Here is a 19,151-nt window from a genome sequence, read left to right as displayed (position 1 = left end):
CCATGCGCGTGCTGCTGGTCAACATGCCCTGGTCCCCCATCGACGTGCCCTCGCTCGCGCTGGGCATCCTCAAACGCAGCGCGGTCGAGAACCGGCCCGCCACCAGCGCGGAGGTGTACCACGCCAACCTCGAGTACACCGACTGGATCACCGAGCGCACCGAGTTCGGCAAAGGCGACTACGAGTACTACGCGCTCTCCTCCTACTTCCTCGGCTGCGGCGACTGGGTGTTCTCCTCGGCGCTCTACGACGATCCGGAGTGGCGCACCGAGGAGTTCACCGCTGCGCTGCGCGGCAAGCTGTCCGCCTCCCGGATGCGCATGAGCCACGAGCTGCACCGCCTCGCACCGGAGTTCGTGGAGCGCACCGCCCGCGAGATCGTGGCGCGGGAGCCCGACGTGGTGGGATTCTGCTCGACGTTCCAGCAGAACACCGCGGCGCTGGCGGCCGCCAAGTACGTCAAGCGGCTCGCACCGCACATCACGACGGTGCTGGGCGGTGCCAACTGCGACGCCGAACAGGGGCACGCGGCCCACCGCAATTTCCCGTTCGTCGACTACGTGGTGCGCGGCGAGGGGGAGGCCGCCTTCCCACGGCTGCTCGCCGCTCTCGACGATTCGGGGAGCCCCCGTGCGATACCGGGCCTGTGCTGGCGGGACGCCGAGGGCACCTCGGTGGCCAATCCGATGGCCACCTCGCCGCTTCCGCCCGCCGCGATCACCTCGCCGGACTACTCCGGGTACTTCGAGCGGCTCGCCGCCTCCGCGGCCCGGCACTGGGTGGAGCCCAAACTGGTGGTGGAGGGCGCCCGGGGCTGCTGGTGGGGCGAGAAGCACCACTGCACGTTCTGCGGGCTCAACGGCACCTTCATGGAGTTCCGCAGCAAGGCACCGGAGCGGTTCTACGACGAGATCATGGAACTCGCCCGCAAGCACCGGGTGCTGGACATGTACGTCGTCGACAACATCCTGGACATGGGGTACGTGCGCACGGTGCTGCCCCGCATCGTGGACAGCGGATACGATCTGCGGCTGCACATAGAGATCAAGGCGAACATGCGCCGCTCCCAGCTCCAGACGCTCGCCGACGCGGGGATGATCTACGTCCAGCCGGGCATCGAGAGCCTCAACAGCCGGGTGCTGGACCTGATGGACAAGGGGGTGAGCGGCTGCCAGAACGTGCGGATGCTGCGCGACGGCGCCGAGACCGGCCTGGCCGTCTCCTGGAACTACCTGCACGGCTTTCCGCACGAACGCGACGAGGACTACACCCCGGTGATCGAACAGCTCCCGGCGCTGGAGCATCTGATGCCGCCGGTCGACCTCTCGGCCCGTATCGCCATCGAGCGCTTCAGCCCCTACTTCAACCGTCCCGAGCTGGGCTACGAAAAACTGCGCCCGGACGTGCACTACCGCTTCACCTACGACCTGCCGGAGTCCGAACTCTACGATCTTGCCTACGTGTTCGAGGCACCGGAGCGCGGGATCGGCGAGGAGACAGCGGGCCGGCTCAACGACGGCATCAAGGCGTGGCACGAGGCGTACCCGGCCAGCAGGCTCACCCACACCGACCTCGGCGACCGGATCGTGCTGGTCAGCCGCCGCCGGAAGTTCGACTGGCGGGTGCGGGAGCTGACAGCGCCGGTGGAGCTGGCCGCCTTCCGGCTGCTGGACCAGCCGCACCACCCCGCCGCACTCGCACGGAAGGTCGCCGGTCAGCTCGCGTCGGAGGGCGCGGAGGGCCCGCCGCAGGAGGGCGCCGCCGACGAGCCGGCGATACGGGAGCTACTGGAGCGCTGGCTCGAGTGGGGCGTGGTGTTCACCGACGCAGGGCAGTACGTGCAGCTCGCCCCGGCCGCCGTCAACGAGGACCTGCTGCGGCTGGAGTTCATGCGCAGCACTGCGGCCGCCACCGAACCGGCGGCCGCGCAGGATCCGGGAGAGCGCCCCGCCCTCCCGGTCCCCTGACGCGGGCCCGCCCGGCCGCATCCGCACCCTCATCCGCACGCACCCGGTACCGAGGAGCTCCATGGACACCGTCACCGCCTGGCGCGACTACGAACTCGAGGCCGCCGGTCTGACCGGCATGTCACTGGGCGAGGTGGAGGCGGCCGGTCCGCCCTCCGAGGCCGCGGCACGGCTGTGGCGCTCCGGGGCCCGGCGGGTCCGGCTGACCGGCACCACCGACCTGCGCCCCGCCGCGAACTCGGACGCCGCGGACGCGGCCCGCACGGTACGCAGGCTGTGCCTGGTACGGGAGTTGACGGCGCACGCCGTGTACGTCGAATGGGAGCTGCGCCTCGCGTCCGGACCCGACGTGTGGCGGCCGCTCAACCACCTCCAGCCGCCGCTCGTCCTCTCCGGTCCGCCCGACCCGGAACAGACGCTGCGCACCTGGCGCGAGGAGCACTACCTGTGCAAGTGCCTCTGGCGGCAGGGGCCGGGATTCGTGCAGATCAGGGACCGGCGGTGGGGCGAACTCCACCGCTTCACCGTGGACGAACCCGACTACCAGGAGGCCATCGCGCTGCTGGCGGACGGGGCGCCCGCCGCGGCGGTGCCGGCGGCGATCCTCGAGGACTTCAGGTCCGAGCAGCTGGTGGGGGATGTCGGTGAGATGGTCTGGTGGCTGCCCTACCGGGTGCGGCGCTGGATCCAGGAGGCGATGGCCATCTGAACGCTCCCGTGCGGGCGCCCGCCGCACGGCGCCGCCGAGGACATCCGCGGCGGGCTGCCGGGGCGCGTCCGGCGGCGGGGGCCGGATCGGACGCGCTCCGGCGCGGGGCACTGCGGGAGGTCAGCTGCCGAAGGGGATGTCCTGCGGGGTGGCCATCCGGCGGGTGCCGGGGTGCGCGCGCACATAGTCCCTGATGTAGGACAGCGCGGTGCGCACGCCGCTGTCGTCCGTTCCGCAGCCGTCCGGACCGCTGACGCCGTCGGGGTAGCACGACATGCGGTTGCCGTAGATCAGCGCGTCCACCGCGGCACCCGGGCCGGAGGAGTCCAGCAGCGTGGCCGTGCGCTCCCGGTCGCCGGTTCCCACGGTCCAGCCGACGGTGCGGGCGAGTTCACCGCGGTCCCGGGCCGCGCCGCCGGCCCGCAGCTCCTCCTGGATGCTGCCGAAGTCCAGCGCCATGCTGAACAGCCCCTTGTCCATGATGCGCTGGTTGCTCGACACGGCCGCTCCGTGCTCGGCGAAGCCGTCCCGCACCTCGGCGTAGTCGCCGCTGTAGCTGATGGCCTCCTTGGCGTTCAGGTCGCCGACGGCGTCCTGCCAGCCGGCGCCGCCCTCGCTTCCGTAGAACCCGTAGAGCACCCGGATGCCCCGGCTCTCCAGTTTGCTGCGGGCCAGGTCCCGCAGCGCGGCCACGGAGCAGTGGCGCCACTCGGGATCGCCGCTCTCGCACCAGTCGGGGTTCTTGATGTCCAGCCAGACGAACGAGACCTGGCGCCCTGCCCGGTGCTCCTGCGCCACCTGGTCGAACATGGCGGCCATGGAGTCGCCGTAGCTGGTGAGGGTGCCGTCGTGGTCCGCCCACCAGCCGTCCCGCCAGGCGGTGGCGTCGATCTCCAGCGCGTTGGCCCCCTGCCGGAGGGACGCTGTCACCCCGCCCGTGGTGAGGACCCGGTGGGCGATGGCCCAGGTGGGACGCTGCTGTGCAGCGGCGGACGATGTGCCCTGGGAGGCGGGCTCCTGGGCGGGAGCGTTCCCGGCCCCCACGAGGATTGCTCCGGCGGCCAGAGCGAGCGGGAGCAGTATTCCGCGGAGCCGACGCGCGACGGCCATGAAGTCCGGTCCTTCCTTCTGCTGCGGACCGCCCGGGCCGCGGGCGTTTCGGCGCGCTGTCTGCCGGGGCGGACGACGCGGGCCCAGCGCCCGCGCCCGGAAGAGCGTACGCCATATTACCTGCGGGTAACCAATGAGCGCGTTCCGTCGCCGGTGCCGGTGCCCGCCACCCGCGGATGGTCCGACTCAGCGCCCTCCCGGGCACGGATGGGCCGGTACCGGGTGCGGCGCGGGCAGCCCGGGGGCACAACCGCGGGGCGCGGCCGGCTTCTGCGAGACTGGGCGGGTGTGTGTGAGACCCGCACGGAGGACGGACCTCCCCGACCTGTTGAGGCTGGCGGCGGAAGTGGAGCACTGGTTCGGGCCGATGGTCCGGGAGCCCGGCTTCCACCGCGCGCTGGAGGAGCACATCCACCGGTCCACGGCGCTGCTGTCCGTTTCCGCGCAGGCGGACGTCCTCGGCGGCCTGCTGTTCGCCCCGACGCACCCGGAGTACCACGTCGACTGGCTGGTCGTCTCGGAGGCGGCTCGCGGGACGGGCGTGGGCCGCGAGCTGGTGGCGGAGGCCGTGCGCCGGTTCGTGCGGGGCCCGGGCAGCATCGACGTGGTGACGTTCGGTGCCGACCATCCGGGCGCCGTCGCCAGTGGGGCCCGGATCTTCTACGAGCGGCTCGGCTTCACCCCCGCCGAGGTGGCCGAACCCGGGCCGGAGGGCGGTTCGCGGCAGGTCTTCCGACGCGCGGTCGGCTGACGCGCCCCCGGCCGCCGCGCGTGCGGAGCGGTCACGCACAGCGCTTCCGGCCCCCGCGCAGCCCGGCCCGCCCGGCCCCGGTGCCGGGCTCCGCTCAGCGCCCCCGGAAGGGTCCTGACACCTCGTAGGTGATCCCGTCGGACGAACGGCCTCCGACACCGCGCCGGCTGGAGAAGTACCACCGCTTCCCGTCGGGGGAGAACGCCGGACCGGTGATCTCGGACCCGCCCTGGCCCTCGACGCGGAGGAAGGGCGCCGCTGTCCGGCGGGACGGCGGCCCGGGTCGCCGCCCCGCCACTTCCGGCCGGGGCGGGCCGGGTCCGGGAGGGTCCGGGGGTCAGCGTCCGGTCGAGCCGTCGATCAGTTCGCGGAGGATGTCCGCGTGGCCGGCGTGGCGGCCGGTCTCCTCGATCAGATGGGTGAGCGCCCAGCGCAGACTGGGTGCCGGGCTGCCCGGGCGGGGCCGGGGAACCGGAGCGCTCAGGTCGGGGCACTCGTCGAGGACGGCGTTCGCCCGTACCGTCACGGCCCGGTAGCGGGCGACCACGTCTGCCACGCTGTCCTGCGGCGAAGCGCGGAAGGTCGACTGCCAGTCGGCCACCCGGTCGCCGAGAAACGTCGCGCTCTCGACGAGGACGAGGTGGTTGAGCAGGCCGAGCAGATTCGTCCCGGAAGGTACCTGCGCTGTCCGGACCTGAGGTTCGGGCGCGCCCTCGACCTTCGCGGCGACCGCGTCGCGGAGGTGGTCGAGGAATCCGCGCAGCACCTCGGCCTCTGCGGGTCCGGTGCGGGGCGGTGGGGTGTCGCGGCGGCGGGAGCCGGTGGGCATGGGTGATCTCCTTCGTGCGGCGCCGGTTCAGGCGGTGCGGCGGATGAGCAGGAGGTGGTCGGTGACCTGGGCGGTCCGTCCGCCGGGGCCGGTGGCCGTCCGGTGCAGCACTTCGGCCCGCTCCAGTGGCCAGAGCTCCGGATCCAGGCCGATGCCGGCGGCGACCTCGCGCGGGGCCGGGTAGTGCAGGCCGGGGTCCTGGTTCCACGACCACGGAGCGGTGGAGCCGTGGTCGACGATCAGCAGCTGTCCACCGGGGCGCAGCGCGTGCGCTGCCGCGCGCAGGACGGCGTCCCGGTCCAGGCCGAGAGGGGTGTGCAGGTAGTGGGCGCAGATCAGGTCGAACCGGCCGGGTGGGAGGGGGTCGCCCAGATCGTGCCGCTCGGCGGTGATCCGGTCGGCGAGACCCTGCGCGTGGGCGAGACCGGCGAGCCGGCGGACGGCCACAGCCGAGATGTCGAGCGCGGTCACCCGCCACCCCTGGCGGGCGAGCCACAGCGCGTCACCGCCGTCCCCGCAGCCGAGGTCCAGCACGTCGCCGGGCGCCAGGCCGGTGACCGTCTCGGTGAGACGCACGTTCGGGCTGGGGTCGGTGGGGACGGCACGGGCCTCGTAGACGCCGTCCCAGAACTCGACCGCTTGGGTGTTCATGGAGCCTCCTTCTGTCGGTACGCAGGCAAGGTTCGCGCCGCTCAGCGCGATCGGCACGGAAACTTGCCGGTCTGGCAAGATGGCCCCGTGGATCCCGCGCAGGAGGACGTGCTCGACGCCGTGGGGCCGCGGCTGCGCGCGCTGCGCCGGCGGCGCGGCCTGACTCTCGCCGAGCTCGCGGCGGCGACCGGAGTCTCGGAGAGCACGTTGTCGCGACTGGAGAGCGGACGGCGCCGGGCGACCCTGGAGCTGCTGCTTCCGCTGACCCGCGCCTACGACGTACCGCTGGACGATCTGGTCGGCGCGCCTCGCACGGGCGACCCCCGCATCCATCTGAAGCCGGTCCACCGGTTCGGGATGGTCCTCGTACCGCTGTCCAGGCGGCCGGGTGGCACGCACGCGTTCAAGATGATCATTCCCGCCCGGGCTGAGCCCCTCGAGCCCACTCCGCAGACGCACGAGGGTTTCGAGTGGCTGTATGTGCTCGACGGCCGGCTCCGGCTGCTGCTGGGCGAACGCGACCTGACGCTGGCGCCGGGCGAGGCGGCGGAGTTCGACACGGCCCGGCCCCACTGGCTCGGCAGCGCCGACGGCGGCACGGTCGAACTGCTCATTCTGTTCGACCTGCAGGGGCTGCGTGCCCACACACGAGCGGACGCCCCTCGGCCCGCCCGGAGCGAACGCGAGCGGTGAGCCGGGTGGATCGGCCGTGCCGCCGGTTTGCGTCGGCCGTGCCGCCGCCCGCCCGGGCGGTGCGGCGCGACGGGGGCGACGCGGCCTGCTGCCAAGCCGGCCGGGACCGCGGCCGGAGCAGGCCGACCGCCCTGTGTCCGGAATGCCCGGTCGCCCTGGCGGAGCCGGCCGGCCACGGGGACTCCGAGCCGCCCCGAGCGGAAATTGCCTGCCGCGGAGGCGGCAGGTGGCGGAGACTCGCCGTATGACTGACATCGGGGCGTTCCGGGAGGCGGTGACCGCCTGGGCGGCCGGTGGTGCCGGTGACACCGCCCGCGAGCTGGCCGCGCGGCTGTCCGTGCGGACCGCGGTCCTCCTGGAAGGAGCCAGCGACCTGGCGGCGGTCGACGCGCTGGCCGCGGGGCGTGGCCGGGACCTGGCCGCCGAGGGAGTCTGCGTCCTGCCGATGGGCGGTGCGATGAGCGTGGGCCGCTTCACCTCCGTTCTCGGGCCGCCCGGCCTGGGCCTGCGGCTGACCGGGCTGTGCGACGAGGCCGAGCGGCGCCACTACGCGCGCGGGTGGGAGCGCGCGGGTGCGGCACCGCAGGAGTTCTTCGTCTGCGCCGCGGATCTGGAGGACGAGCTCATCCGCGCGCTGGGCACGGCCCGGGTCGCGGAACTCGTCCGGGCAGAGGGCGACGAGCGCGCCCTGCGGACCTTCCTGCGCCAGCCTGCGCAGCAGGGCCGCACTCCGCAGCAGCAGTTGCGGCGCTTCCTCGGCACCAGGAAGGGCCGCAAGATCCATTACGGCCGCGTCCTCGTCGAGGCACTCGCCCCCGACCGGGTGCCGGCTCCGCTCGAGGACCTGCTGGCCGGGCTGTGACCAAGGCTTCGGGCAACGCGGGCACCGGTAGGGTCCCGGCGTATGAACAGCATTGAACTGGGCGATCTCACGGCCGATTTCGCCCACCTGATCAGGCGTGTCGAGCAGAGCGGCGCGCGCGTGGAGGTGACCGAGGGCGGGGCGCCGAGAGGTGTGCTGCTGCCGTCGGCCGAGCTGGCGGAGCTGGAGCACTTCGGGCAGCGGGTCCGCGGTGGACCGCGGCCGTGGTCCGGCACGATCCGCCCGACTCCCGCCGGTCCGCAGCGGCAGGGGCCGTACGTGCGGTACCCGCACAGCGACGCGGTGAGGATGACGTTCGCGCGGGATCACCTGGTGGTGGCCGAGCTGCGCTCCGTGGAGGAGCTCGCGTGGCTGGAGGAGAAGGCACGCACCGGCCGCCAGGGTTCCATGGGCCCGAAGCAGGCCGCGGCTTTCGAGGAGTTCCTCGCCCGCCGGCGCCCGACTGGGGACGGCATCGCATGGATCGCCGGCTCATGGCGGGAGCAGGAGCCCTTCACCGTGCTGGAGTTCCTCGAGGGTCCGACGCCCGAGGCGGTCGCGCTCGGCTACGGGGCCGATGCCCAGGATGTCGCCGACGGGCTGCTGCTGCACCAGGTGCGGGAGCGGAGCGACCGCGAAGGCGGCGACGACTTCCTCGACGTACTGGCCTTCGGCGAGGCGGACGGGTGGACATGGCTGGGCCACCACGACTTCGGCGGGGCCCTCTCCCCCGTTCTCGACCCGCCGGCCTCGCAGCGGATCACGCTGACCGCGACCATGGCGAAGGGCCTCTACCAGTTCGACTACGCCAGGGACGGGGTGCACCAGAATCCGTTCCCGCTGGAGCCCGCCGAGGACGGGCGGCACGACATGTACGAGCTCATCTGGTACACGCCGGGCAGGACGCCCTTCGCACCCGACGCGCCGCTGGGCTTCCTCAACCCGCACATCCGACGGGCCGAGGAGCAGACCGATTACACAGACGGAATGTCCCTGTTCTTCGCCGGGTTGGAGCGGGCCTTCGGCCTCTCCCTCCCCCGGGAGGCCCTCGTGTCCGGACAGGTGCGCTGCGCCCGCCCCGCCCGGGCCCGCGGCTGAGGCCGGGCGGCGGCTCACCGGCCGGCCGTACCGCTCGCGGGCCGGCAGCGAGCGTGTCGCGCCGGCCTCCGCGTACGGCCGGAGCACGCCTCTCGGCACGGAGCGTCGCCGCGCGCGACCGTCGCCGCGCCGTACCGGCGGCCTCCGCGACGCACTCGATCCCGCATCTTGACTTGGTACAGACCAATGCAGTTGAGTTTTCCTCACCCCCTACATGCGAGGAGAGCACAGTGTCGAAGCGACGCGTCATGGCACTGCTGACCGCACTGACGGTCGGATGCGCCTTGTGGTTTGTCATGCCCACGACTTCCCAGGCCGCCCCGGCCCGCAAGAGTGCGGCAGCGGAGTTCGTCGTCAGCGAAGCACAGTTCAACCAGATGTTCCCGAACCGGAACTCCTTCTACACCTACAGCGGCCTCACCGCCGCCCTGGACGCCTACCCGGGGTTCGCCAACACCGGCAGCGACACGGTCAAGCGGCAGGAGGCCGCGGCGTTCCTGGCCAACGTCAGCCACGAGACCGGCGGCCTCGTCCACATCGTCGAGCAGAACGAGAGCAACTACCCCCACTACTGCGACGCGGGGCAGCCGTACGGCTGCCCCGCCGGGCAGGCCGCCTACTACGGCCGCGGCCCCATCCAGCTCAGCTGGAACTTCAACTACAAGGCCGCGGGCGACGCGCTGGGGATCGACCTGCTCAACGACCCCTATCAGGTGGAGCGGGACGCGGCGGTCTCCTGGAAGACCGCTCTGTGGTACTGGAACACCCAGTCCGGTCCCGGGAACATGACACCGCACCGCGCCATGGTCGACGGCGCGGGCTTCGGCGAGACGATCCGGGCGATCAACGGGAGCCTGGAGTGCGACGGCGGGAACCCCGGCCAGGTCCAGAGCCGGATCGACAAGTACCGGCAGTTCACCGGGGTCCTGGGAGTTCCCGCGGGTGACAACCTGAGCTGCTGACTCCCGCGTGCTCCGCCGTCCGGGCGGAGGACGGCAGACACAGCGCGAGGCATGGACGGAGCCCGGGTCGGCCACAGCCGGCCCGGGCTGCTCCGGCGCGGCCCCGGGAACGGCTCGGACACGCCGCCGGCCCCCGGCCTCCGGACGATCTCAGGGCAGCGGACGTCCGCGCGCGCTGATCCACAGCGCGTACCACTCCTCGTGTGTGAGGCGCGGCGTCTGCCCCGCCGCGTCCTTGCACGCACGGATGCGTTCGGGACTGGTGGTTCCCACGACGGGGGCTATCCGGGCCGGGTGGCGTTGCAGCCACCACAGCAGAACCGTCTCGGGAGTCGTCCCCTTGCCAGCCGCCAGGTCCGTCAGCAGCGCAGCGGTGCGGTGCTGCTCCGGTGTCTCCTGCCGCCCGGTGTACCGGCCCTGGGCCAGGGCGCCCCACGCCTGGAGGCGTATGCCGTTGCTGCGGCAGTACTCCACGGTCCCCAGCGGGAATCCGTTTCCCGCGGCCGCCGGGGTGTTGACGAGGACGCCCGCCTCGAGCCAGTCCCGCCGCTCCAGACTCATCTCCAACTGGTCGACCGCCAGCGGCAGCTCCAGGTGCCCCTGCAGCGCGGCGATCTGGCCGGCGCTCATGTTGGACACCCCGAAGCGGCGGACCAGCCCCTCGCGGTGCAGCGCGGTCAACGCCTCGGCCACGTCCGCCGGGTCCGCGAGGGGATCGGGGCGGTGCAGCAGAAGGACGTCGAGAACGTCGGTACGCAGCCGGGTGAGGCTCTCCTCGACCCGGTGGCGGATCTGTGCACCGCGCAGGTCGTAGTGGCCGGGGCGGTCCCCGTCGGGCAGCCGTATGCCGCACTTCGTCTGCAGCACGATGCGCTCGCGCAACCCCGCCGCACGGCCGAGAACTTCGCCGAAGACGGCCTCGGCCCTGCCGCCGCGGTAGATGTCGGCATGGTCGAAAACGGTGATCCCGGCGTCGAGGGCTGCCTCGACAGCGGCTTCGGCGGCCCCGATCTCCGCCACGCCGCCGGCCTCCGCCTCCCCGGTGCCGCCGAGGCCCATACAGCCGTACAGCAGGGCGTGGTCGTCTTCAGCTGTCGTCACCCACGCAACGTACCAGCCGAACTCCCGGCCGAACCGGGCTCGTGTCCGTGCGGAAGCGCACCGAGCAGCAGCCGCTCTCCGGGTTCCGGCACCGACGAGCCGACCGCGCCCGGCACCCGCCGGGTGAAAGCGGTCCCGGTCGGTCGCGCCGCGGCGGGTGCGCAGCGGCGGGACTCCGGGCGCACCGGCACCGACTGCGGCTCCCCCGCGCGCGCGAAGCGGCACGAAGGGGCGGCCGCCCGTCCTCTGCCGAGCCCTGCACCCTCTGCGGCAGCCGCGGTCTACCGAGCGGCGGCACGCGGCGGCCGTGCCGTCGGATCGAGCAGCCCGGTGACCAGGCGGGTGGTGAGACGGTGCCAGAAGCCCGGCCGGCGGAGCATCGCGTGGTCCCCGCCGGGCACCGGAATCATGCGGGCCTCCGCTCCCCCGGCGCGGGCCCGCCGTACGAACTCCTCCGAAGCACGCGGATCCGTCGTCCGGTCGCGGTCGCCGTGCACCAAGGCGACGCGCGAGCCGGCGAGGTGCGCCACCGGCTCCCCCGGGGGGCACCAGGGTGCGAGGCCGACAACGCCCCGCACACTCGGATGTCCTGCCACCCGCAGTGCGGCCCGGCCGCCCATCGAGTGCCCGAGCAGCACGACGGGAACCTCACCCACCCGGTCCGCCAGCTCCGAGAGGGCCTGCCGGGCGTCCCGCGCCGCGTCCTGACGGTCACCGTTCCAGCCCCGGTGGCGATAGCGGACCGTGCCGAGCACCACACCCTGCCCGGCGGTCGCCCGTCCGATCATCCGCACGAAGGGCCGCATCCGGGCGCCGGGCAGGTTCCACGGCGGCGGGGCTTCCAACCCGTCGGCGCGGCCTCCGTGCAGGACCAGGACCGCGGCCTGCGGTACGGCAGCCGGCATGGCCAGCGACACTGCGGAAGCGGGGTCTTGCACCGGGCACTCCTCGAACTGGGCGGGCAGCCAGGTTCGCAGGACGGGCCGATCCGGTCCACCGGCGGCCGGTTCCTGCCGGGCCGGGCACCGCCGCCAACGCGGTTCGCCCGTCTGCGGGCTCGTCTTCCACTTCGGAGCCGGAGCGTCCGCGGATGGGTGGGCCCGCGCGGCCAGGGGCCCGCCGGCCACTGGCGGGTGCTCCGGGACCCCGAAGGCAACGAGTTCTGCGCGGCGTAGGCCGAAGCCGAGCCGCTGCGCCGCCCCGCGACGAGGGCATGTACGGATCTGCCCGCACCGACCCGGTCGGGCCCGGCCGGCGGTCCGCTCGCCCCGCGACCGGGCAACGCCCGGGTCCCGCCGCGGGTCGGGGCCTCCGCGGCCGGCCGGACGGAGCGCCTCCCGCCGCCGGTCTCGGGGCAGGCCTCAGGGCTACGGCAGGGTGACGGCTGCCGGACGCCGGCCGGGGCCGGTCGGGTGTGTGCCCGTCACTCCGGTCACCAGCGAGTACAGCGAGGTCGTGGCGGTGATGAAGAGGCGGTTGCGTTTGGCGCCGCCCCAGGCGATGTTGGCGACCGGCTCCGGTACGTCGAGCCGGCCGATCAGCGTGCCGTCCGGGTCGTAGCAGTGCACACCGTCGTTCATCGCCGCCGCCCACAGCCGGCCGTCGGCGTCGAAGCGGAGGTTGTCGAAACGGGCCTCGGGCCGCTCCGCGGCATCCGCGAACACCGCACCCTCGCCCAGCGTTCCGTCCTCGCGCACCGGGAAGACCCGGATGCATCCGGCGCGGGTGTCGGAGACGAACAACTGCCGTTCGTCCGCCGAGAACACCAGGCCGTTGGGGGCTCCGAATCCGTCCGCCGCCACCGTCACCCGCCCGGTCGCGGGGTCGATCCGGTAGACGTTGTTCGCGCCGATCTCGCTCTCCGCCCGGTGCCCCTCGTAGTCGCTGGTGATGCCGAAGTCCGGGTCGGAGAACCAGATCGCGCCGTCCGAGGTCACCGCTGCGTCGTTGGGGCTGTTGAGCCGCTTGCCCTGCCAGCGGTCGGCCAGCACCGTGCGGGTGCCGTCGTGCTCGGTCCGTGTCACCCGGCGGTTCCCCTGCTCGCAGGTGATCAGGCGGCCCTGCCGGTCGAGGGTGTTGCCGTTGGTGTGGCCGGCCTCGCGGCGGAAGACGCTGACGGCGCCGCTCTCCTCGTCCCAGCGGAGCATCCTGTCGTTCGGGATGTCACTCCAGAGCAGTTGCCGCCAGGCGGGCAGGTACACCGGGCCTTCGGCCCAGCGGCACCCGGTGTGCAGCACCTCCAGTCTCTCGTCACCGACCGTGCAGCGCCCGGAGCGGAAGCGGTCGTCGAAGCACTCGTGGAGCGGGAGCCGTCGTTCGGCAGTCATGGAAACACCCTCTCGCGTCCGAATCTCATTCAATACTCGCCGACATCAGCAGTATGATGTATTGCTAGCACAGGATTTTGTCGAACGGGAGAGTTGTGGATCATATCGACCGCGCCCTGCTGACCCGGCTCCAGCAGGACGCCACGGAGTCCTATGCCGCCCTCGGCGAGGCGGTCGGCCTGTCCCCCGGCGCCACCCACGAACGGGTGCGGAAGCTGCGCGAACGCGGCGTGATCCGGCGGACCACCGTCGAGGTGGATCCGGCCGCGGTGGGTGGAGACGTACTGGCCTACGTCATGCTCGACTCCACGGCCTGGATGGGCGACTCCGCACCCGCTCTTGCCGCGCTGCCCGAGATCCAGGAGGCCCATGTCATCGCCGGCAGCGCCTCGGTGCTGGTGAAGGTGCGCACCTCGACCACCGGGCAACTGCAGGACGTACTGCGGCGGCTGTACGCGATCGAGGGGGTCAGCGGGACCCAGGCCACCGTCGTCCTGGAGACGTTCTTCGAGCGGCCGGTCCCGGTGAAGGACGCGTGAGCCCTCCGCGCGGCGTCTCCGGCTCCCGCGTCCCGACGTGCCGGGGGCCGCGGACGCCGGGCGAGGCGGCGGGGGCCCGTAGTCTGTCGGGGCGTTCGCGGTCCGCGCGGCGCACCTCACCCGCCGCGACAGCGGCGGCATGCCCAGGGGTCGGGAGGTCGGCACCGTGCAGGAGTCCGCATCCAGCCGCCAGGAGACGCACGGGCAGGGCGGTTCGCCGCGGCGCGACGAGCCGGTGCGCGCGGTGCGGAGCGGTCCGGCGGGGCGCACCGGCCATCTCGTCACCGGGTACACCGAGGCCCGGCAGGCGCTCGGCGACCCGCGGCTGTCGAAGGACACCGCCGCCTTCTTCGCGAACGCGCCCGCACGGCGCCGCCTGCACCCCGCCGTGACCCGGAGCATGCTGGCCAGCGATCCCCCGCGGCACAGCCGGCTGCGGAAGCTGGTCACCGGCGCCTTCACCACCGGCGCCGTCGCGGCGCTGCGCCCGTTCGTCGAACAGGTCACCGCGGCGCTGCTGCGGCGGTGGCACTCCCCCGGGCCGGTCGACGCGGTCGAGGAGTTGGCCATGCCGCTGCCCGTCGCGGTCATCTGCGAGCTGCTGGGAGTGCCCGCGAGCGACCGGGCGGACGTGCGGCGCTGGTCCGCCGACCTGTTCGCGGCAGGCCGGCCCGAGGTGATCGACGCGGCCTCGCACACGCTGGCCGACTACATGGCAGGACTCGTCGCCGAGAAGCGGATCCGGAGCGGGGACGGACTCCTGGACCGGCTGATCGCGGCCCGGGACGGCGCGGACCGGCTGAGCGAGGAGGAACTGGTGTCCCTCGGCGTGCTGCTGCTCGTCGCCGGGCACGAGACGACCACCCACTTCATCGGCAGTTCGCTCCTCGCCCTGCTGCAGCACCCCGCCGAACTCGCACTGCTGCGCCGTGCCCCGCACCGGGTACGTGACGTGCTCGACGAACTGCTGCGGCACAGCTCCCCCGTGAGCACGGCCACCTTCCGGTTCACGACACAGCCCAGCACACTCGGCGGCACCGACCTGCCGCCGGGGTGCCCGGTGCAGGTGGCGATCGGTACCGCCAACCGGGACCCCGGCCGCTATCCCTCGCCCGACCGGCTGGACCTCGCCCGGGACGCCTCCGGGCATCTCGCCTTCGGTCACGGAATCCACCGGTGCCTGGGGGCGCCGCTCGCCCGGCTGGAGGGGGAGGTCGCGCTGCGGATGGTGCTGACCCGGTTCCCGGACATCCGGCCGGCCGTGGACCCGGCGGAGCTGGAGTGGCGCCCGACCCGGCTGGTCCGCGGCCTGGCCGCACTGCCGGTCCTGGTGTGACGGCGGCTCACCGGGCGGGCACCGAAGGGCGTGGGCCCGGGCCTCGCGCGGCGCCGGAGGCGGGGCTCAGCCGTTCCAGGTCCAAGAGGTGCACCGGCGCGGCCGGTGCGGCGCGGCGCAGGTCGTAGCAGCGTGCCGGTTCCAGGGTGAACGTAAGCGGGCGCTCGCGGCCGGGCAGCACGCTGACGTCGACCGCGTCGGCGAGGCGCAGCCCTGTTCGCCTTGCCCCGCCAGTATTTCGATGCTCAGAGCGTGCAGATGCGCGTTCGTCGGTCCGAATACGGTCCACTGGACGTCGGCTTCACCCACCGTGCCGCCGAGCGGGACCGCGCGGTGAACAGCACCCGCCAACGCCGCCACAAACTCACCGGCGAGCAGCACCAGGCGCGGGCCGTGCTCGGGTGGACCGGGTCACCGGCTGACATACGCGCCGGACTTCACCGACATCAGCGTGATACTCCACCGGCAGGAGGCAACGACATGAACGGCACGGAGCACGCGCCGAGCGCGAATGCGTACGGACAGGAGTTGGCGCGCATCAGCTGGCACCAGAGCCACCCCAGCACAGCGCGGTGTGCGATCTTCCAGGCCTTGGCCGTCGTCAGCAGCCGGCTGCTGCACATCGCGGACACCACCGCCGCCACCCAACGGGGACAGGCCACAGCCCACGCCGCAGCCCTCGCCCGCTTCCGACGGCCGACCCCACCTCCCTCCCCCACCGAGTAGGCGCCGACGCAGGAAGCGTTCACGCCGCACTGCCGCCGCCGCAGTCCGTCGGCGTGGGCGGTCGTGTCCGCGCTCGCGGACGAGGGAGCGGTGGAGGGCGAAGCAGGCAATGCGCAGAGCTGCGGGACGTCCGGCGGTTCCGCGCGCTTCGGCGGGTCACCGGCGGTGCAGGGCCCGGTGTCACTCGCCGGACGGCGAGTGATCCACGTGAACTCGTCGGGTTTCACCGACCGGGGCGAGAACGTCCCGGATCGATGCCAGGTCCCGGTCGCCGAGCCCTGCGGCTCCGGCCCGGTCGTAGATTTCCTGGATCGTGCTGAGCAACGCGTCGGGCACTCCCACGGACGCCGAGGCGGCGCGGAGGTGCCTCAGGTCCTTGACGGCGGCGCGGACGGGACTCAGAGCCTCCTCGCTCCGTCCGGTCAGCTGAGCGGAGCGGTAGTGCAGGTAGGCACTGTCCGCGTGGGTGCCGGTGACAGCGCGGATGAACAGCGACGGGTCCAGTCCGAAGGCCTCGGCCAGCACCGCCGACTGCGCAGCCATCGCGTTCATCCCGAAGAGCCAGGCGTTGCACACCAGCTTCAGCAGGCTGGCCCTACCGGGGCGGTCGTCGACGTCCACGACGTGGGACGCGAGGGCTTCCAGTACGGGTGTCGCCGCGACCTTGTGCGGTCGCGTACCGGCCACCATCAGCGTGAGTTCCCCGCGTGCGGCCGGCCCCGGGTTGCCGAGGAAGGGGGCGTCGAGAATCGGCACGTCGAGACGAGAGGCCGTTTCGATCACTTCGGTGATCTCGCCCCCCACGGTCGCGCTCTGCACGACGACGGTGTCCGGCTCGAGGGCCGGAGCGATGTGCCGCAGGACGTCGAGTACCGCCTGAGTGTCGAAGACGGTCACCACGACGACTCGGGTGGAGCGCACCGCCTCGGCTGCGGTCGCGCAGATCAGAGCCCCGTCGTCGGCGAGCGGTCGGGCCCGTGACGTGGTCCGGTTCCAGACGCGGACCGGGAAGCCCGTTTGGAGCAGTCGCCTGGCCATGGCCGAGCCCGAGTCGCCGGTCCCGAGGATCGCTACCGGTTGGTTCATCTTCACTCCCGAGTCGAAGTTGTCGTATCAATTTGATGTATCAATTCATCGTGGACGTTTACCGTACGGCACGAGAGCGAAAGGGAAACCATGGGGTCGTTGCAGGGTGCAGATGCAGGGGATACGACGCAGCCGGCGCTGTCCGCGCACGAGAAGGAAGCCTGGAGATCATTCCTGCGCTTCAGCGGAGAGGTGATCTCTGCCGTCGAGCGCGACGTGTACGCTGCCACCGGCTTGTCGGGGGCGGACTTCCAGATCCTCGCCCGTCTTCATGAAGCCGAGGAACATCAGCTCACCCAGAAGGAGCTGGGCGTCCTCATGGGCTGGACTGCGACACGCCTGTCACATCAGATCGCCAGGATGGACAGACGCGACCTGGTCGACCGCGAAGCCGCCGGTCGCGGCCGCCTCATGATGCTCCACCTCACGGACACCGGATGGCGGGCCTATACCTCGGCCCTGCCGGTACACACACGTTCGGTACGCGAGAACTACTTCCGCCGGCGGCAGGAGGGCTCCTGAGCCGGTGAAGGCCCCGGCGTCGGCCCTGCACCTTCCCACCGATCCCGCTGTTCACCCGGGCCGCCGGAGCCTGCTCGCCGGACGCGGACGGAGCGGCGCAGTCCGCCGAGGTGTTCCCGCCGTCGTCGCACCCGGCGAGATCCAGGACCTGTTGCGCACCACCCCTCTCCTGCCGGTCGCCGAGGCCTGGACTCGGGCGTAACGTCATCGGCTGATCCGCCGTGCCGAGGACGAGGAGCTGGAACGGCGCTACACGTGCTGACGGCGCCGGTTCGCTGAGCGAGCGATGCGCGCTATGCGGTTGGAGCGGTGCCCAGGACGCGGACATCGCAATCGCCTTCGGGGCGCTCGGTGGTCACGGCGCACTCGGTCACCTCGGCGGCGCCCGGTCCCTCGGAAGCCCTGCCCACCAAGCGCTGTACGCCATCCGGTGAGCCTTCGAAGACGGCTGCCACGTCGCCGTTGTGAAGGTTGCCGACCCATCCGTTCACGCCCGCTCCGCGGGCCAGTTGGCAGCAGGTGTCGCGGTAGCACACGCTCTGGACGAGGCCGCGGAGGTGGACGTTTCGTCGGATCAGCACGGGGAGCCCTTCGAAGCAGGAACGGTGGTGGGGCAGGCCTGCAGGACGCACCCGGCGAGGCGGACAGGCCGGGTGGGCCGTACGGACCGTTCCTGTTCGGAGGCGGCTGGTCAGCCGGTCGATGGTGCGCGATGCGGGTTCGGTCCTGGCCTCTCGGCAGCCGGTTCCGGCCCAGTCGAGCGAGGAGTTCTCCGCGCTCGAGACCAGTCGCATGGCGATCCCCTTCCTGGCGGGGTGTCGTCGAGTCCCGTCCGCGGCACACCGGCCGGGACGGCCGGGAGGCAGCGGGCGCCTGCCACGGGTACCGAGGCCAGGGATGTGCCCGCGAGTGCGAGCACCGTGCGGGGTTCCTCCGACGCGGTGTACCACCGGACGGTGACATCTGCGGGCTCCACCCGATGCGGGGGGCGGTCGCCCGGGAGGTCACCGGTGGGCCGCTGGGAGAGTTGACCGACGACTCGTTACCACGGCGTGCCCGTATCCGGGACCTTGCTGATCCCCGGCGCCCGCCCTCGCTTCCGCAGCCGGACGAAGCCCACGCTCCCGGAACTCGCGTCCTTCTCAGGCGGGGTAGAAGTGCCAGCCCTGGCGCTGCGAGGGGTGCCCGCCCCACATGCGCTTGAGGTCGATCCAGTTGTCCCCCTCGCCCCGGGCGGTCAGCGCCAGATCCTCGTCACGGTAGGAGACGATGCCGAGATCCGGGTCCTGGGGGTCGGTGCCGTGGACAGGGTCCAGGAGCCACCACTGGTCCTTGTTCCGGGTGGAGCAGGCGCGCAGGTAGACGATGCTGTTCTCGCCGTTCTCGTTGGTGGCGCAGGCTCCCGCAGAGCTCTGCAGTTGGTAGACCGGGCGTCCGTCGGAGGTGGCGACGCGCTCGAATCGCCAGGTGGTCTTCCAGGCGGCCGGGGCGGTGCTGGGGTAGACCTGCAGGTAGGTGCCCGCCTTGCCCACGGTGTCGTCCGGAATCATGTAATTGCCGGTCACCTGGCTGACGGCGGTGAACTCCCCGGCGGGTACGGCCCGGCCCGTCGAGTCGGCGGCGGCGGGACCCGCAGCCAAGGCGGTGCCGGCGAGTGCGGTGACGGCGACGGCGGTCAGAAGGCGGCGAGCGGTACGGCGCAGCATGGCGACTCCAAGGAGCGTTGATCCACATACGGTGCGTTGCCGACCCTAGGAGCGGCGCGCGCCGCGGGACAGCGCACCAGGATTCTTCGTACCGGCCGTTCGAGTCGATCAGGCCAGGGTGTGCACCGTCGACGGTGCGGTTCCGGGCCGGCCCGGAACGCGCCGTGGCGCGGGCT

The 19,151-nt window shown here is 72.6% G+C and carries 20 protein-coding genes and 1 pseudogene; 11 read left to right on the top strand and 10 right to left on the bottom strand.

Annotation, left to right across the window (positions count from 1 at the left end):
• Nucleotides 1–2 precede the first annotated feature (2 nt).
• The gene (locus A949_RS0118600) at nucleotides 3–1,967 is read left to right on the top strand and encodes a RiPP maturation radical SAM C-methyltransferase (RefSeq protein WP_019357532.1); all 1,965 of its coding nucleotides are present in this window, start codon (nucleotides 3–5) and stop codon (nucleotides 1,965–1,967) included.
• 61 nt (nucleotides 1,968–2,028) lie between these two features.
• Entirely contained in the window at nucleotides 2,029–2,676 is a 648-nt protein-coding gene (locus A949_RS0118595) for a DUF5825 family protein (protein WP_019357531.1), read from the top strand.
• 120 nt (nucleotides 2,677–2,796) lie between these two features.
• Here the strand turns inward: A949_RS0118595 and A949_RS0118590 are convergent, their stop codons facing one another.
• Complete coding sequence (locus tag A949_RS0118590; RefSeq protein WP_019357530.1) at nucleotides 2,797–3,786, bottom strand: hypothetical protein; 990 nt, start codon at nucleotides 3,784–3,786, stop codon at nucleotides 2,797–2,799.
• A 286-nt stretch (nucleotides 3,787–4,072) separates the two neighbouring features.
• Here A949_RS0118590 and A949_RS0118585 point away from each other — a divergent pair, with 286 nt between their 5' ends.
• The gene (locus tag A949_RS0118585; RefSeq protein ID WP_026004801.1) at nucleotides 4,073–4,537 is read left to right on the top strand and encodes a GNAT family N-acetyltransferase; all 465 of its coding nucleotides are present in this window, start codon (nucleotides 4,073–4,075) and stop codon (nucleotides 4,535–4,537) included.
• Nucleotides 4,538–4,631: 94 nt separating this feature from the next.
• Here A949_RS0118585 and A949_RS0118580 read toward each other — a convergent pair.
• From A949_RS0118580 to A949_RS0118570, 3 genes and pseudogenes are all read right to left on the bottom strand, one after another.
• A pseudogene (locus A949_RS0118580) lies at nucleotides 4,632–4,799 on the bottom strand (translocation protein TolB); the annotation flags it as partial.
• Between the two features lie 75 nt (nucleotides 4,800–4,874).
• On the bottom strand, nucleotides 4,875–5,366 hold the full coding sequence (locus A949_RS0118575; RefSeq protein ID WP_019357528.1) for a DinB family protein: 492 nt from the start codon (nucleotides 5,364–5,366) through the stop codon (nucleotides 4,875–4,877).
• Nucleotides 5,367–5,393: 27 nt separating this feature from the next.
• A complete protein-coding gene (locus tag A949_RS0118570) occupies nucleotides 5,394–6,017 on the bottom strand; it encodes an SAM-dependent methyltransferase (protein WP_019357527.1) in 624 nt (207 codons plus the stop codon).
• A gap of 87 nt (nucleotides 6,018–6,104) precedes the next feature.
• Between A949_RS0118570 and A949_RS0118565 the strand changes: the two genes are divergently transcribed.
• The 4 genes from A949_RS0118565 to A949_RS0118550 all read left to right on the top strand — a co-directional run bounded on the left by A949_RS0118565 (nucleotide 6,105) and on the right by A949_RS0118550 (nucleotide 9,632).
• Entirely contained in the window at nucleotides 6,105–6,710 is a 606-nt protein-coding gene (locus A949_RS0118565) for a helix-turn-helix domain-containing protein (protein WP_019357526.1), read from the top strand.
• A 244-nt stretch (nucleotides 6,711–6,954) separates the two neighbouring features.
• Complete coding sequence (locus A949_RS0118560; protein WP_019357525.1) at nucleotides 6,955–7,572, top strand: TOPRIM nucleotidyl transferase/hydrolase domain-containing protein; 618 nt, start codon at nucleotides 6,955–6,957, stop codon at nucleotides 7,570–7,572.
• A 42-nt stretch (nucleotides 7,573–7,614) separates the two neighbouring features.
• Complete coding sequence (locus tag A949_RS0118555; RefSeq protein ID WP_019357524.1) at nucleotides 7,615–8,670, top strand: type II toxin-antitoxin system prevent-host-death family antitoxin; 1,056 nt, start codon at nucleotides 7,615–7,617, stop codon at nucleotides 8,668–8,670.
• Between the two features lie 296 nt (nucleotides 8,671–8,966).
• Nucleotides 8,967–9,632, top strand: a complete 666-nt coding sequence (locus A949_RS0118550; protein ID WP_432069326.1) for a chitinase — start codon at nucleotides 8,967–8,969, stop codon at nucleotides 9,630–9,632.
• A gap of 150 nt (nucleotides 9,633–9,782) precedes the next feature.
• Here the strand turns inward: A949_RS0118550 and A949_RS0118545 are convergent, their stop codons facing one another.
• From A949_RS0118545 to A949_RS0118530, 3 genes are all read right to left on the bottom strand, one after another.
• Nucleotides 9,783–10,733: an aldo/keto reductase gene (locus A949_RS0118545; RefSeq protein WP_237735853.1), complete on the bottom strand. Its 951-nt coding sequence runs from the start codon at nucleotides 10,731–10,733 to the stop codon at nucleotides 9,783–9,785.
• Nucleotides 10,734–11,014: 281 nt separating this feature from the next.
• Nucleotides 11,015–11,638: an alpha/beta hydrolase gene (locus A949_RS33830; protein ID WP_037706824.1), complete on the bottom strand. Its 624-nt coding sequence runs from the start codon at nucleotides 11,636–11,638 to the stop codon at nucleotides 11,015–11,017.
• Between the two features lie 462 nt (nucleotides 11,639–12,100).
• Complete coding sequence (locus A949_RS0118530; RefSeq protein ID WP_019357520.1) at nucleotides 12,101–13,060, bottom strand: SMP-30/gluconolactonase/LRE family protein; 960 nt, start codon at nucleotides 13,058–13,060, stop codon at nucleotides 12,101–12,103.
• A 95-nt stretch (nucleotides 13,061–13,155) separates the two neighbouring features.
• Here A949_RS0118530 and A949_RS0118525 point away from each other — a divergent pair, with 95 nt between their 5' ends.
• From A949_RS0118525 to A949_RS0118515, 3 genes are all read left to right on the top strand, one after another.
• Nucleotides 13,156–13,599, top strand: a complete 444-nt coding sequence (locus A949_RS0118525) for an Lrp/AsnC family transcriptional regulator (protein WP_019357519.1) — start codon at nucleotides 13,156–13,158, stop codon at nucleotides 13,597–13,599.
• Nucleotides 13,600–13,738: 139 nt separating this feature from the next.
• On the top strand, nucleotides 13,739–14,935 hold the full coding sequence (locus A949_RS0118520; protein WP_078565466.1) for a cytochrome P450 family protein: 1,197 nt from the start codon (nucleotides 13,739–13,741) through the stop codon (nucleotides 14,933–14,935).
• A gap of 480 nt (nucleotides 14,936–15,415) precedes the next feature.
• Nucleotides 15,416–15,661, top strand: coding sequence for a hypothetical protein (locus tag A949_RS0118515; RefSeq protein ID WP_019357517.1), 246 nt, complete (start codon nucleotides 15,416–15,418; stop codon nucleotides 15,659–15,661).
• A 180-nt stretch (nucleotides 15,662–15,841) separates the two neighbouring features.
• On the opposite strand, the gene A949_RS33825 is transcribed toward A949_RS0118515, so the two are convergent.
• On the bottom strand, nucleotides 15,842–16,747 hold the full coding sequence (locus tag A949_RS33825; RefSeq protein ID WP_019357516.1) for an NAD(P)-dependent oxidoreductase: 906 nt from the start codon (nucleotides 16,745–16,747) through the stop codon (nucleotides 15,842–15,844).
• 90 nt (nucleotides 16,748–16,837) lie between these two features.
• On the opposite strand from A949_RS33825, the gene A949_RS0118505 reads away from it, so the two are divergent.
• The gene (locus A949_RS0118505) at nucleotides 16,838–17,269 is read left to right on the top strand and encodes a MarR family winged helix-turn-helix transcriptional regulator (RefSeq protein WP_019357515.1); all 432 of its coding nucleotides are present in this window, start codon (nucleotides 16,838–16,840) and stop codon (nucleotides 17,267–17,269) included.
• Nucleotides 17,270–17,562: 293 nt separating this feature from the next.
• Here the strand turns inward: A949_RS0118505 and A949_RS39175 are convergent, their stop codons facing one another.
• Both A949_RS39175 and A949_RS0118495 read right to left on the bottom strand, forming a co-directional pair.
• Nucleotides 17,563–18,063 (bottom strand): acylphosphatase, encoded by a 501-nt coding sequence (locus A949_RS39175; RefSeq protein ID WP_078565465.1) that lies wholly within the window; start codon nucleotides 18,061–18,063, stop codon nucleotides 17,563–17,565.
• A gap of 348 nt (nucleotides 18,064–18,411) precedes the next feature.
• Nucleotides 18,412–18,975 carry a hypothetical protein gene (locus tag A949_RS0118495; RefSeq protein WP_019357513.1) on the bottom strand — a complete coding sequence of 188 codons (564 nt, stop codon included), beginning with the start codon at nucleotides 18,973–18,975 and terminating at the stop codon, nucleotides 18,412–18,414.
• Between the last annotated feature and the right edge of the window lie 176 nt (nucleotides 18,976–19,151).

Source organism: Streptomyces sp. AA1529, assembly GCF_000280905.1.
GTDB lineage: Bacteria > Actinomycetota > Actinomycetes > Streptomycetales > Streptomycetaceae > Streptomyces.
Note: the sequence above shows the minus strand (reverse complement) of the source record. Positions and strands in the feature narration are given on the sequence as shown.